Annotated in this window: 10 protein-coding genes; 7 read left to right on the top strand and 3 right to left on the bottom strand. The window is 46.0% G+C overall.

Annotated elements, in window-relative coordinates; genetic code table 11:
* Window positions 1–162 precede the first annotated feature (162 nt).
* The 3 genes from ACXACM_RS14955 (at window position 163) to ACXACM_RS14965 (ending at window position 5,948) form a co-directional block, all read left to right on the top strand.
* A complete protein-coding gene (locus ACXACM_RS14955) occupies window positions 163–2,871 on the top strand; it encodes a M14 family zinc carboxypeptidase (protein WP_474822712.1) in 2,709 nt (902 codons plus the stop codon).
* A gap of 113 nt (window positions 2,872–2,984) precedes the next feature.
* Entirely contained in the window at window positions 2,985–4,361 is a 1,377-nt protein-coding gene (locus ACXACM_RS14960) for an alkaline phosphatase PhoX (RefSeq protein ID WP_474822714.1), read from the top strand.
* A gap of 435 nt (window positions 4,362–4,796) precedes the next feature.
* Window positions 4,797–5,948: an AGE family epimerase/isomerase gene (locus ACXACM_RS14965; protein WP_474822716.1), complete on the top strand. Its 1,152-nt coding sequence runs from the start codon at window positions 4,797–4,799 to the stop codon at window positions 5,946–5,948.
* Window positions 5,949–6,023: 75 nt separating this feature from the next.
* Here ACXACM_RS14965 and ACXACM_RS14970 read toward each other — a convergent pair whose 3' ends face one another.
* Window positions 6,024–7,013 carry a LacI family DNA-binding transcriptional regulator gene (locus ACXACM_RS14970; RefSeq protein ID WP_474822718.1) on the bottom strand — a complete coding sequence of 330 codons (990 nt, stop codon included), beginning with the start codon at window positions 7,011–7,013 and terminating at the stop codon, window positions 6,024–6,026.
* 340 nt (window positions 7,014–7,353) lie between these two features.
* Here ACXACM_RS14970 and ACXACM_RS14975 point away from each other — a divergent pair, with 340 nt between their 5' ends.
* The 4 genes from ACXACM_RS14975 (at window position 7,354) to ACXACM_RS14990 (ending at window position 11,252) form a co-directional block, all read left to right on the top strand.
* The gene (locus tag ACXACM_RS14975) at window positions 7,354–7,926 is read left to right on the top strand and encodes a gluconate 2-dehydrogenase subunit 3 family protein (protein ID WP_474822719.1); all 573 of its coding nucleotides are present in this window, start codon (window positions 7,354–7,356) and stop codon (window positions 7,924–7,926) included.
* Between the two features lie 20 nt (window positions 7,927–7,946).
* Window positions 7,947–9,677 (top strand): GMC oxidoreductase, encoded by a 1,731-nt coding sequence (locus ACXACM_RS14980; protein WP_474822720.1) that lies wholly within the window; start codon window positions 7,947–7,949, stop codon window positions 9,675–9,677.
* On the top strand, window positions 9,674–10,558 hold the full coding sequence (locus tag ACXACM_RS14985) for a sugar phosphate isomerase/epimerase family protein (protein ID WP_474822722.1): 885 nt from the start codon (window positions 9,674–9,676) through the stop codon (window positions 10,556–10,558). Before ACXACM_RS14980 ends, ACXACM_RS14985 begins: the two co-directional genes overlap by 4 nt.
* Before the next feature lie 166 nt (window positions 10,559–10,724).
* Window positions 10,725–11,252 (top strand): protein-tyrosine phosphatase family protein, encoded by a 528-nt coding sequence (locus tag ACXACM_RS14990; protein ID WP_474822724.1) that lies wholly within the window; start codon window positions 10,725–10,727, stop codon window positions 11,250–11,252.
* Window positions 11,253–11,319: 67 nt separating this feature from the next.
* On the opposite strand, the gene ACXACM_RS14995 is transcribed toward ACXACM_RS14990, so the two are convergent.
* Together ACXACM_RS14995 and ACXACM_RS15000 are read right to left on the bottom strand one after the other, a co-directional pair.
* Window positions 11,320–12,624 carry a porin gene (locus tag ACXACM_RS14995; RefSeq protein WP_474822725.1) on the bottom strand — a complete coding sequence of 435 codons (1,305 nt, stop codon included), beginning with the start codon at window positions 12,622–12,624 and terminating at the stop codon, window positions 11,320–11,322.
* A gap of 150 nt (window positions 12,625–12,774) precedes the next feature.
* Window positions 12,775–13,929 carry an iron-containing alcohol dehydrogenase gene (locus tag ACXACM_RS15000; protein ID WP_474822727.1) on the bottom strand — a complete coding sequence of 385 codons (1,155 nt, stop codon included), beginning with the start codon at window positions 13,927–13,929 and terminating at the stop codon, window positions 12,775–12,777.
* Window positions 13,930–14,051: the final 122 nt, after the last annotated feature.

Here is a 14,051-nt window from a genome sequence, read left to right on the forward strand (position 1 = left end):
TTCGATTAAGCTAAGATTAGACCTGACGAATGGTTTATATCTTGAATGTTTATGTTGATAGTATGACAAATTAAAGCACGTGCTATGTTATCTCGAGCTAGAATACATAGTAACGTGCCACACTTTACGGACAACACGAACTAATAAAACGGGTATTATTAAATGAAGTTACGACAGTTAATAGCTGCAATGACGCTGGCAATTTCAGCAACCAGTCCGGTTGTTTGTGCTCAGGCAGCAGGGTCTCCAGCACACAAGAGTTTCGCCATGTGGCCTGGTGCCACATATAATAGTGCTATTCCAACAGTAAAAGACGTGTTGGGATACAATATTGGTAGCAGGATAACCAGTCACAGTGACATGATTCGCTATTTCGAGGCATTGGTAGAGGCGGCACCTGATCGTATCATTCTTAAAAAGATGGGTACAAGTTGGGAAGGCAGAGAGCTCATTTACGTTGCCATCGCCACCCCACAAAGACTTGCTAATCTCGACCAGTTCGCTGACGACATGAACCGTTTGGCCGACCCTAGAACCACCACAGATAAAGAAGCCAAAAACCTTATTGATACGCTTCCTGCTTCAGTATGGCTTGAGCATGGTGTGCACGGAAACGAAATTAGCAGTACGGATGCGGCGATGATGACCGCTTATCATTTACTGGCATCCCAGAACGATTCAATGGTTGAGAAAATCCTCGACCAAACTGTTGTCTTTATCGATCCCCTTCAAAACCCGGATGGCAGAACCCGTTTTATACATAACTATTATTCCATGGTGGGGTTAGAAGACAGTGGCGACCGACTAAGTGTTGATCAAAACGAACCCTGGCCCAGGGGACGTAGTAATCACTATTTATTTGATATGAACCGCGACTGGCTGGCAATTACACAACCAGAAACGGCAGCGCGAATTCGCACACTGAACCACTACAAACCCACGGTAGTGATAGATTTACACGAAATGAGTGGTGATGATAGCTACTTTTTCGTACCGGCCGCTGACCCCATCAACCCACATATGCAACCAGGTCAATTGGAAAATAACTCACTGATCGGACGTAATAACGCGAAACACTTCGATGAATTTGGTTTTGACTACTTTACCCGCGAAGTTTTTGATGCCTTTTACCCAGGTTATGGTGATAGCTGGCCTACATTCTATGGCGCGTCTGCCGCCACCTATGAGGTAGCCTCAACCCGGGGGATGCGCTATCGCGATCGCGACGGTGATCTGAATCACTTTATTGAGCCGGTGCAAAAGCACTTTGTTGCCTCTCTTTCTACCCTTGAGGCCGCTGCCATTCACCGGAAAAAAATACTTAATGATTTTTACCAGTATCAGGTAAGCGCCATCCGCGATGGCAAAAAAGATGATGAACGTACCTTTATCTTGCCCGCCACTAAAGACAGGGCCGGTTCCCATCGCTTAGCCACGTTAATGGCCACCCATGGCGTAGAAGTGGTTCAGGCTACAGAAGGGTTTAAAGCCTGTGGAAAACGCTATGCTGCTGGCGCATACATTATTGATACAGCGCAACCCCGAGGACGCTTTGTGAAGACCACGTTTACCCAGCAGGTAGACATGGCTGACGCGTTCTTAAAAGAACAAGAGCGCCGTCGTGCCCGAAAACTTCAGGACCAGATTTACGATGTGACTGCCTGGTCTCTTCCATTACTGTTTAATATCGAAACACAAAGCTGTGACGATGGTATTTCTGTCGCCAGCAGTGAGGTAAAAAGTGATAGCCCCCTCGAAGGTAAGGTAGTCACTGCCAACGCAAAGGTTGCTTACATTGTACCTTGGGGCGATAGCGCTGCGGGGCGCTTTTTAACCTCGGCATTACGTCAGGGAGTGCGGCTTAAAAGTGCAGACGAGGGCTTTACTGTCGAAGGCGTGGGCAGCTTCCCGGCGGGCAGTCTGATCATCGAAGTAAAGCAAAACAATAAAGATATCCATGCCCTGGTCAATCGGCTTGCCAAAGCATCCGGAACGATCGTAACAGGTACCAATACGAGTTGGGTAACACAAGGGCCGAGCTTTGGCAGTGACAGAACACCGGTTATGGTTGCCCCAAAGATTGCCGTGGCATGGGACTCCCCTACCCGCTCGTTAAGTGCTGGTGCCACCCGTTTTATATTAGAAAGGCAGTTTAACTATCCGGTTACGGCCATACGTGCGGATATGCTGGCAACGAGAAACCTGAATCATTATCAGGTGATTATTTTACCGGCCGGTTATTACAACAGCGCACTGGGTGAACGTGGTGCAGCCAACCTGAATGCTTGGGTGCAACAAGGTGGAGTTTTAATTACCTTCGCTCAGGCTACCGCTTTCGCTGCCGCCCCTGGCTCCAATTTACTGGATGTAGAACTAGAGTACAGCTTCAACGAAGACACTAGTATCAGTGATCCCACTGAAGATCATCGTGGCCATACACCCGGCAGTATCATCAAAAATAAATCCCAACTCATTCAGCGTATCGAAAACAAAAACCGTACGCCAGATTATGTTGCGGGCGTGCTGGCAAATGTAGAAGTTGATCAGGAGCACTGGCTAACAGCTGGTGTTAACAGCGATGTTGTCGCACTTGTTACCGGCAACCAAATTTTCGCTCCTATGCAACTGGACGCGGGAAACAATGTGGCATGGTACAAAGGGGCTGATGACCTGTTGGCGTCTGGCTATTTGTGGGAAGAGAACAAACAGCAAATGGCATATAAACCGTTTTTGATGGTAGAGCGCCAGGGCGCAGGTATGGTAATTGGCTTCACTCAAGACCCTACCAGCAGAGCCTACCTGGATGGTTTAAACGTTATGCTCCTTAACGCAATCTTCCGCGGGGCTGCCCATGCTTCCCCTCACCGATAGATGGCCATAAAAATACGATAAACCGTTTTTACCTGTCATAAATCCTACTGAATAACTGTTATATTATAACAAGTTCAGTAGGATTTTTTTTCGACTCACTCCAAAGAGCAGTTATGATCACCAGACGACACTTTACCCTAGGCATGGCAGCATTAGCGGCCGGTTCTTCTGCATTCGCCGGGCTGGCCAATGCAACAACCGCCCATTCAGCTAAATCACTGAAAACATCAACAGGTTTTGGTCCACTCATTCCCGACCCGAAGGGATTACTTTCCCTCCCGGAAGGTTTTTCATACCGGGTATTATCTGAATTCGGCAATCTGATGAGCGATGGCTATCACGTGCCAGATGCGGCAGATGGTATGGGCTGCTTTGCTCTGGATGAGGAGCGGGTTGCTCTTGTTCGCAATCATGAACTGAAACCCGCAGATCTGAAAAATCAACCTGCATCTATTGCTTCGCGAAATACAGATTTGGCGTACGACAAAAATTCTGACGGCATTGCCCTGCCAGGCGGCACAACGACGCTTATAGTGAACCTTAAAACTCTTGAGGTTGAACGGGAGTTTGTCAGCTTGAGCGGCACTATTCGCAACTGCGCAGGCGGTGCAACTCCATGGGGTTCATGGTTAACGTGTGAAGAAAATGTCGCAATGCCTTCGAGGGAAAATGCAAAATCCCATGGCTGGGTATTTGAAGTACCAGCAGACAGTGACGGAATGGTAACGCCTGAACCACTAAAAGCAATGGGGCGTTTCAACCATGAAGCTGCAGCGGTTGACCCTGAAACGGGCATTGTTTACATGACTGAAGACCGTGGAGATAGTTTGTTTTATCGCTTTGTTCCACGGGTGCCCGGGCAGTTAAATAAAGGTGGAAAGTTACAAGCCTTGGCTGTGCAAGGCGTGCCACACTTTGATAGCAGAAATTGGGTAACCAACAACATGGTGTTACAGCAATGGCTACCTGTTTCCTGGGTAGATTTAAAAGACACTGACAGCCCCAATGATGATCTTCGAAAGCGAGGCGCGGCCGACGGTGCAACCGTGTTCGCCCGTGGTGAAGGCATACACTGGGGAGAGGGTGAACTATATTTCTGCTGTACAAATGGCGGTAACAAAAAATGCGGGCAAATTATGCGTTATCAGCCACCTGCTTCAGAAGGTACGACTACCCAGATCAACACACAGGGACGTATTCAACTATTCCTGGAAAGTACAGACGAGAAGCTGTTCAATTTCGGCGACAACCTAACGGTATCTCCTTTTGGCGATCTAATCGTATGTGAAGATCAGTATACGGAGGTGGTAGACAACTATCTTCGAGGCGTAACCCCAGCCGGAGAGGTGTACCCCTTTGCCCGCTTACTTAAACAAACGGAATTGGCCGGCGCGTGTTTTTCACCCGATGGTTCGACACTTTTTGTGAATGTATTTTCGCCAGCAGCAACCTTGGCCATCACTGGTCCCTGGTCAGACCGGGCCATATAAGGGCCGTTAAGCATTGCCTAACAAATCTCCATCTGAAAACAATTATCATTTGATAACAATTATCATTTGATAACAATTATCATTTGATAACAATTATCATTTAGGTTAATGTTAGATTCGTAGGTAAATGACGAACTGAAGATGCCGTCACGTACTAGTGATAATACTTTTTATTAGTACGTGATGAGACTCTTTTTTACGATTTTATCTTTACGACTACTCTACCTGTGCGAACAGGGCTTTACACCGCCGCTGCTCATCTCGGCGGTGTTTTTTTCAACCACTTCTATGTTGAGTATTCCAACAACGCCCTTTCTAATTGTGGTTTAGAAAATTGAGATAGAAATTGCACTTGCCATCAACAATACACTTCAGCCACACTATAAGCCTCGCGACAACCTTCTACTCAATGTACAAATAAGGTAACTTCTCAACATGGATGCATTGCAACAACGCTATAACAGCGCTGCAGAAAAATTCGAAAACTGGCTGGCAAACGCATTATTCCCTAAATGGTGTAAAGATGGCTTTGATAAAAATGGCGCGGCCTTAGAGCGTTTCACTGAAGACGGACTGCCGGATTGGCAAGCGGATAAACGCATTCGAGTGCAAGCCCGACAAATTTTCTCTTTGTGCTACGGACAACAAAACGGGTTTATTTCTTCTGCACCTCAGCAAGTCGCAGGCATCAATCAGTTTATTGATGAGGTGTGTGCAGACTACCTACCCGGTTTCTACCCCATGGTTATAGATGCTAACAACAAGATTAAAAAAGACGTCTCTGATCTCTATGATATTGCTTTTTTCTTTCTGGCTTTCACCTGGCAGTATGATGTTTTAAACGATACAAAAGCCATCGAAAAGGCAAATGCGCTCGCCACTCATCTTGACGAAAAACTTGCCGCAGATAATGGTGGTTGGCTTGAAGGCACTTATGCCCACGACATTCGTCGCCAAAACCCCCACATGCACTTATTCGAAGCGTTTATGAATTTGTTTCTGGTTACCAAGGACGACCGCTGGAAAACATACGCCAACCGAATATTTGATTTGTTTAAGGCGCATTTTTACGATGCCAAGCACGGCGTTATTATTGAGTATTTCACCGCAGATTGGGCCGTTTGCCCAGATACCGGCGACACCATTGAACCCGGTCACATGATGGAATGGGTATGGTTGCTAAACCGTTATCAGGAGATTACCGGCACAGATGTTAGTGAATATTGCGACACGCTTTATAGCCATGCCCGTCAGTATGGTTTACCTGAAGGCGGTAACTGGTTGATTGACACTATGAAGCCGGATGGTTCATCACCAGCACGAACCAGCCGTTGCTGGCCGATGACAGAGTGGATTAAAGCCGCACTCGTAATGAAACAACGTCATCCAGAGCAAGATCGATATCTGGAAGATGCAACCTTTGCTATTGAGCAGTTGATGGCCGGTTTTCAGCACCCCGCTCGCTCTGAGCAATACATTGATAGCATCAATATTGACGGAGAAATCCTTGACCCATTGATGCCTGCCAGTTCCTTATACCATATTTGCATGGCGCACTATGAAGCCAAACGCGCTGTAGTCGCTTAAATACTTTTAAGGCGGAGCACAAGCTCCGCCAAGGTTACATCTTTCAAATTTTCATGGTCAGAACCACATTACGTTCTATTGAGCTTCTTTAACACTATCCCGGACGACCAGCTCAAAAGGCAGCAGGTACTCAGATTGTTGCTCAACCTGACCTTCTATCATCTGAAAAAGTACTTCGGCGGCCTTCAGGCCCATAGTCATTGCTGGTTGACGAATAGTCGTCAGAGCCGGGTCACAGTAGCTTGCGAAAGATAAATCATCGAATCCCGTCACAGAAAATTCATCTGGAACCGATACGTTGCTTTCCTTAAATGCTTTTATCGCACCTATGGCCATCTCGTCATTCATACAAAAAAGGGCTGTCGGCCTTTCTTCTAGCTGCATTAACGTTTGAGCTGCCTGCCAACCAGAGAGTAGTGTGAAATCGCCCTCAATTTGCCACGACGTTTCTACCGATAGCTCCGCTGCTTGCAAGGCATTGTGATAACCAGCCAGGCGCTCTATGGTATGTGGGTTGTGTTTCAGGCCGGTAATAACACCAATGCGCTCATGTCGTTGACTGATCAAATAGTTCACTGCCTTTTCGGCCGCTTCTGTATTGTTTATGCGCACCGATGAGTAAGGCGTACCGGCACATCCTGCTACATTTACTGCTTTTAGGCCGGCGAATGTATCTGACATGCCGTGCTGATAAGGTTGAAGCTGAATAAGCCCATCAGCCTGTTTAGATTCGACCAGCGCAATAAAATCATTTTCCCGTTGTTGGTTGCCCCGGGTATCACCCAATAACACGTGGTAACCATGTTTTGCCGCCGCATCTTCAATTCCACTAATCACTTCAGTGAAAAACAGATTAGCAATATTGGGAACCAGAACGACAATGGTATAAGTTCGCTGATTTCGAAACTTCTGTGAGCTCAGATTGGGTCTGTACTGTAGCTTCTCTATTGCTTTTTTTACTTTCTCCAGTGACGCTCTCGACACCATTTCAGGGTGGCTTAACGCCCTTGATACGGTAGCAATGGACACCCCTGCTTCCCGGGAAACATCTCTTATTGTGGCCATAATTCGCGCATTGTTCTCTTTTCTAAAGATCCACTGAAATCATAACAAGCATTAACACGTTACACCATGTGAAACAGCAAGATAGTCGCAGGCAAAGCAACAATGTAACCGTAAACATTGCAATACCATAAAAAACATAAATGTTAACAAACCGCTAAGACTAAGAAGAACATAAAAATATAGCAATAAAAATCAAAAATACTTTTTATACAATAAGTTATCTGGACATAGAAAATAAATTGAGTGAATTTTCACGGTCATTTTACGAAAACACTAGACATGTAACCGGTTTCAAATTAAATTAATGCAACAATTTATATACAAATGTAAGAGGAACGGAATGACTCTCTCACGTCGACAGCTTATCAAACAAATGAGTTTATCCGCGGCAGCCGGAACAATTTTATCTTCAAAAGCGTTTGCCATTGCCGGACAGTTCCGTGAGAACGGTGAAGCAAATCTGCTAAACATGCCACCGTTACTTTTAGAAACGCTCGCAAGCATATCCGATCATGTCATTCCCCGAACTGATACACCGGGAGCTCGGGATGTGCTCTGCCATCAATTTGTTGTTCATCAGTTGCAACATGTATATGACAAAACTGACTATACCCAGGTGGAGGCATTGCTGACAGTCATTCTCGGTGTTGGTAAGGGTGCCTCCTCGTTTTTACAGGCTTCACAGCAAACACAAAGGAAAATCCTTGTCGATTTGGAACAAGCCGCATCGCCTTTTGATGACCTTCACCGCAAAACATTTCGCTTAGTAAAATCACTCATAGTATTTGGTTACTACACCTCTGAACCCGGTGCTACAAAAGAATTGAAATACATGGCTGTACCCGGCGGATTCAAAGGTTCAGTTCCCCTTGAGACTGTGGGCAGTGCCTTTAGCTCCAAAGCGTATTACTAAATTCAGTTGTAGGTATTAATATGAACAAAGAACTGTATATCGATAAAGCCAGTGAAACGTTTGATGCTATTGTCATTGGTTCGGGCATGACCGGAGGCTGGGCAGCGAAAGAGCTGACAGAACGCGGGTTAAAAACTCTGATGATAGAGCGTGGCCGTGCCGTGGAGCACAGAAAAGATTACATCAGTGAGGGCAAGCCGCCCTGGCAGTATGAGTTCCGCACCAAAGTAGATAAATCCCTGGTAGATTCAAAGTACCATATTCAGCAACAATGTTATGCGTTTCACGACGGCACTAAACATTTCTTTGGTGATGACAGTGCTTACCCTTACAGTACAGAACCTGGAACTGAATTTAGCTGGATCCGTGCTAACCAGCTGGGCGGTAAATCCCTGCTTTGGCACCGCCAATCTTATCGCATGAGTAAGTTTGATTTTCTGGCAAATAATGCAGACGGACACGGCAATGACTGGCCCATCCGCTATGAAGACCTTGCTCCCTGGTACGACTACGTGGAACGTTTTGTAGGGATTAGCGGCTCTGCAGAAGGCCTGCCTCAACTACCCGACAGTGTTTTTCAGCCTCCTTTTGAAATGACCGCCCCTGAACGGGATTTTAAGCAAAAAATGGCGGAACTCGAACCAGATAAGCCTGTGATCATCAGTCGCTGTGCTCACCTCACGGCTCCTCAACCTCAACATACGGCCCTGGGCAGAATTCAGTGTCAGGCGAGAAACGAGTGTCAAAAGGGTTGCTCATTTGGGGCTTATTTTTCTACACAAAGCGCTACGTTGCCAGCGGCTGTAGCTACAGGGAAATTATCCATAGCCACCAACAGTGTTGTAGAAAGCCTTATTTACGACGAGGCAAATAACCGTGTCGCCGGTGTGCGAGTGATAGATAATGAGACACTGGAGCAACGAGAGTACTTCGGTAAAATTGTCTTCTTATGTGCTTCCACTCTGGGTACCACCCAAATAATGCTTAACAGTCGTTCCAAACGCTTTCCAAACGGTATTGCCAATAGTTCGGGCGTTCTGGGGCAATATTTAATGGATCACAACTACAATGCCACGATTTCAGCATCCATCGATGGCTATGAAGATGAGTTTTATACTGGTCGTAGGCCAGCTTCTTTATACATACCCAATTTCCATTATGAACCCTCGCGATATCACAAAGACTTCAAACGGGGCTACGCTTTTGCTGGCGGAGCGTACAGAGAAGATTGGCAGTCAATGGGAGCATCAGATGGATTTGGTGTTGAGTTTAAACAAAAGCTGCATATGCCCGGTGCATGGCGGATGAGCCTTGGAACTCAGGGTGAAATGCTGCCTGACAGGGAAAACCAGGTAACCCTGCACGCCAATAAAAAAGACAAATGGGGTATTCCTCAGTTACACATTAATTGTCAATGGTCTGAAAATGAACGTATTATGATGGAACGATCTTTAGATGTTGGCGCATCCATGATGAGCAAAGCTGGCTTTACCAATATCGATAAGAAACTGCGGAATAAAGCACCGGGATTAGCCATCCATGAGGTAGGTACCGCTCGCATGGGCGACGATCCCAGAACGTCAGTACTCAATAAATATAACCAAACTCACGACATCGCAAACTTGTTTGTAACCGATGGTGCCAGCTTCTGCTCCAGCGGTGTTGGTAACCCTTCCCTAACCTTTATGGCAATCACCGCAAGAGCTGTGGATTACGCAGTGAAAGCCTACCAATCAGGAAAATTAGCATGAATCTACGCGCTCTCATTATTCAGGCATCGGCTATGGTCTTTGCCCTTTTACTAGCGGGCTGTAGCGACGACAAGTCAGAAGCCATGAAACCAGCATCGACGATAAGCGAAGACGCTATGCCAGGAATTAGTGTACAACTTTGGTCAGTAAAAGATGAACTGAAAGATGATTTTAAAGGCACGCTGGAACAAATCGCCGATATGGGCTTTGACGGTGTAGAATTCGCCGGTGATTTTGGTCCTTATGCCAACGATCCGAAAGGATTAAAAATGTATCTCGACTCACTTGGTCTTAAAGCCAGCGGCGCCCATGTTGGTACTAAATCGCTTATGGAAAACCTGGATGATACAGCCGCCTTTTACCAACAATTAGGCGTCAAAGCACTGATTATTCCCTGGGACGAGCGCGCTTTTAACGATGACGGCGTCCATGAACTCATCGACGATTTACAAACTATCGCGCGGGGATTATTGCCCTACAATATACACGTGGGGTATCACAATCACGCCGAAGAATGGGCTGATTACGCCGGAACCAGCTACTTTGAATTTATTGCCGCCAATACACCCGATAACGTAATCCTTCAACAGGATGTCGGTTGGACGCTGCACAGTAAGAATGACCCAATTGCTTTTGTAGAAGCATTTCCAGGGCGAATCTACACTACGCATTTTAAATCTGATGTTGAAAATCAACCCGGCGCAACCCCACTCATTGGTCAGGATGATATTGATTGGTTGCCGATATTCATCGCAACAGTGGAGCACGGCGGCGCCCAGTGGATTGTCCTTGAACAGGAAGCGTACCCCAACGGTATGAAGCCTATGGAAGCACTAAATGCAACGAAGACCGGTTTCGACAGCATCATAAAAACACATTAAATGAAGCCGCTAAATTGCTCAAAACAGGCAGTTTAGCGGTCCTTTGTGTTGCGAACGAGCTCGTGGCAAGTGTAAGGTAGAGTTATTCATCACACTAAAATGAAATAAATCTATGCTGACGCGACTATCCTTCGTCCTTGTTTTTCTTCTCTACGGGTTTTCTTTTATGGCAACTGCACAGTCATCCAGTGCTCAAAGTCCGTTGTCTGTGCTGGCAGATTTAAAAAACCTGCAAATTAACAGTACAAATATGGTTAGCGCAGGCCTCCCAAGTAACGCTCACCTTGCTCAACTTAATGAGATGGGCGTTACTCATGTTATCGACCTGATCCCAGGTGATCGGGAAGAAGAACGTACTGCAGTAACTTCACTGGCTATGAATTACCATAATATTCAGGTTGCGTGGGATAACCCTACCTATGAAAACTTCTCTGACTACTCCAATACAGTGAGTGATGCTCACAAAAACGGCGGCTTAGTGCTTACTCATTGTAAACTCAATTGGCGGGGCTCTGTGTTCACTTATCTGTATCGAATTACTGTTCAAAGGGAAGATGAAGCGGCAATGAAAGCGGAAATGCTAAAGACCTGGCAGCCCAATGACATCTGGCTGGCTTTTATTCACACGGTCCTGGATGAATACAATAAAGCGCACGGTACTCAAATCACCTCAAGTATTCAGGCAACTAATTAATCCATTAACAAAAGCCCGTTAGCAATATCGCCAACGGGCTTTGAAAGAACAACTGCTACTCCGTATTCTAGAAAGCGGTGTTTACCTGTACGCTGAAGATGTGCGCTTTGGCGTGTTCGGTAGCGGTAAGATCACTTTGAATTGAGCCGATAGCACGTTGCTGACTCACATCAGCTTCCCGACCTTTGATATAAACATACGCTACATCAATATTTGTGTTGTCGGTAAGAGAATATGTGGCACCCGCACTAACCCAATGACGGTCAGTATCAGGAATACTTAGTGAACGATGAGCATAGCTCACTGCTCCCTCATCATAGGCATAACCAGCCCGAAGTGTCAGCGCGTCGCTGTACAAATACGTTACCCCTGCGCTTACACGCCAGGTATCTTCGAAGTCTTCTTGTTTCAAGAGCAAATCATAGCCACTATCAAGGTTGGCTTCGAGCTTATCGAAAGTGCTCCAATCGGTATAATTGATACTGCCTTGCACTGACCATTGCTCGTTAATTCGCTGATCAACAGCAAACTCAGAGATAGCAGCAAAGTTTAAGTCCAAGCTACCGCCTTGGTTATAAAGCTCTGCGACTTCTGGAATGAGCACACCTAAATCGGATTTGATTTCACCCTCGAGGGTCAACTGGGTTTCAGCGCGATAACTCAACGCTAAATTCGTTGTCTCCGTTGGTTGCCAGAACGCTCCCACGTTCCATCCGTAGCCGATATCATCACCAGACATCTCAACAATGGTTAAGTTACCCAGTGCCGGGTTCCCCATTACCGTACCAAATACCTGAGGGATAGACGTACTGATTTTAGCATCGGCATAAGTGATGCTTACCCCTGCACCTAAACTTAAGGTATCAGTAACTTTATACGCCACCGCTGGATTAACTGAAAAAGACAAAATTTCAGCTTCATCAGCGTAATGAAGGGCGTTGTAATCATCACTATATTCAGTGGCAAGACCGTAACTGGTAAATAAGCCAACGCCCCAAGCCAGATTATTTTTCAGTCCGGAAGTGTAAAACAACGAAGGAATAACAGCGGCTTTGGCAATGTCTTCCTCGCTGGCATCAGATACGATGGTGTTTTCTCCCACGGTAGTGGACATTTCGCCACGAATGTCTACTTCGGGGTTCAAATAACTAACCTGACCACTAAACTGCGCCTTATCGAACGCTGTCATCGCGGCTGGATTAGTCGCCAAAATAGATGCGTTTTCTGGCTTTGCAGCTTGACCGGCCATGGCACGACCGAGACCGTTTGCACTATGTTCGTTTACCTGGAATCCAGCGGCGAAAACTGAGGAGGAAAATATGCAGGCTATGGAAACAGATATAGCCGTTCTAACAAAAGCTGGTTGAAACATGGAAATCTCTACGTTGAAAAAATGCCGCGGCATACTACTGATATGCGCACAAACCTTCAACAGCTATCACAACAACTGCTTACTTTTACGACAAGTGGACGGTAAATAGCGACATTTACCGTCCAACTTGAGTTAAAAGCGAAGTAAGAATCAGGAAGCTAAGCGAAGAATTTCTCTCGCCTTATCCAAATTGATATCGCCATGCTCACCTAGCGAAGTCAAACCATTTCTTTCCAAATTTGCCACAGCTGCATCCACGGCCTCTTCCCCTAAGCCATAACCTGATAGACGCGTCGCAACCCCCATTTGCTCAAAGAAATCCTGAACGGCCTTTATCGTTCTGTCTATGCGAGCTGCGTTATCGCCCTCAACAATACCGAACACCCGCTCTCCTAGTTGCAGGATCTTTTCTTTCTTTTTATCTTGCTGTACATACATTAGCGACGGGAGTACTACAGCCAGGGTTTGAGCATGATCCAAGTTATACAATGCCGTCAATTCATGGCCAATCATATGAGTTGACCAATCCTGAGGAACGCCCGATCCGATAAGGCCATTCAACGCCATGGTAGCCGACCACATCACGTTGGCTCTCACATCGTAGTTTTCTGGCTCAGAAAGCGCTTTAGGACCTTCACTAATCAGGGTTTGCAAGATACTTTCGGCGAAACGATCTTGCAATGGCGCATTTACATTATAAGTAAGGTATTGCTCAATAACATGGACAAATGCATCTACCACACCATTGCTAACTTGTCTGCTTGGAAGAGAAAAAGTATAAACCGGGTCCAACACTGCAAAAACAGGTTGCACCGTAGGAGAACCAAAAGCGCGTTTCTGTGACGTTGCTTTCTTTGTCACCACTGAGTTCCCGTTGCTCTCCGAGCCCGTGGCAGGTAACGTCAAGACCGCTCCCAGTGGCAGCGGATTTTCAAAAGTGGCATTTTTGGTAAGAATATCCCATGCATCGCCTTCGAAGTTATGTGCAGCGGCAATAAACTTGGCGCCGTCGATGACACTACCGCCACCTACTGCAAGAATAAAATTGACGTTTTCATTGCGCACCAGCTCCACCGCCTTCATTAACGTCTCGAAAGTCGGATTCGGTTCCACACCCGCAAACTCTACAAACTGGGTATTTTTTAACGCGTCCGTTACCTGGTCATATACGCCGTTTTTCTTAATTGAACCGCCACCGTATAACAACAATACCTTTGCTTCATTGGGCAAGCGTGAACTGATTTCGCTCACCTGGCCCTTACCAAATAGAATTTCAGTTTGGTTTTTAAAGGTAAAATTCAGCATAACTCTGACCTCACTTCTTATTAAATCAATGGATAAATATTTTGAGCAGTAAGATACGCCTGTTGTACAACCGTGAGAATTCACTAAAATTTGCAACAGCAATCAGATTTCTTATGGCTTCT

It is taken from the genome of Alteromonas sp. AWQ4_252 (assembly GCF_056158205.1).

Coding starts and splice junctions, on each gene's coding strand:
- ACXACM_RS14980 (WP_474822720.1), top strand. CDS start 7,947: ATGAACAAAGAACTGTATATCGATAAAGCCAGTGAAACGTTTGATGCT.
- ACXACM_RS14995 (WP_474822725.1), bottom strand. CDS start 12,624: ATGTTTCAACCAGCTTTTGTTAGAACGGCTATATCTGTTTCCATAGCC.
- ACXACM_RS14985 (WP_474822722.1), top strand. CDS start 9,674: ATGAATCTACGCGCTCTCATTATTCAGGCATCGGCTATGGTCTTTGCC.
- ACXACM_RS14965 (WP_474822716.1), top strand. CDS start 4,797: ATGGATGCATTGCAACAACGCTATAACAGCGCTGCAGAAAAATTCGAA.
- ACXACM_RS14970 (WP_474822718.1), bottom strand. CDS start 7,013: ATGGCCACAATAAGAGATGTTTCCCGGGAAGCAGGGGTGTCCATTGCT.
- ACXACM_RS14990 (WP_474822724.1), top strand. CDS start 10,725: ATGGCAACTGCACAGTCATCCAGTGCTCAAAGTCCGTTGTCTGTGCTG.
- ACXACM_RS14955 (WP_474822712.1), top strand. CDS start 163: ATGAAGTTACGACAGTTAATAGCTGCAATGACGCTGGCAATTTCAGCA.
- ACXACM_RS14975 (WP_474822719.1), top strand. CDS start 7,354: ATGACTCTCTCACGTCGACAGCTTATCAAACAAATGAGTTTATCCGCG.
- ACXACM_RS15000 (WP_474822727.1), bottom strand. CDS start 13,929: ATGCTGAATTTTACCTTTAAAAACCAAACTGAAATTCTATTTGGTAAG.
- ACXACM_RS14960 (WP_474822714.1), top strand. CDS start 2,985: ATGATCACCAGACGACACTTTACCCTAGGCATGGCAGCATTAGCGGCC.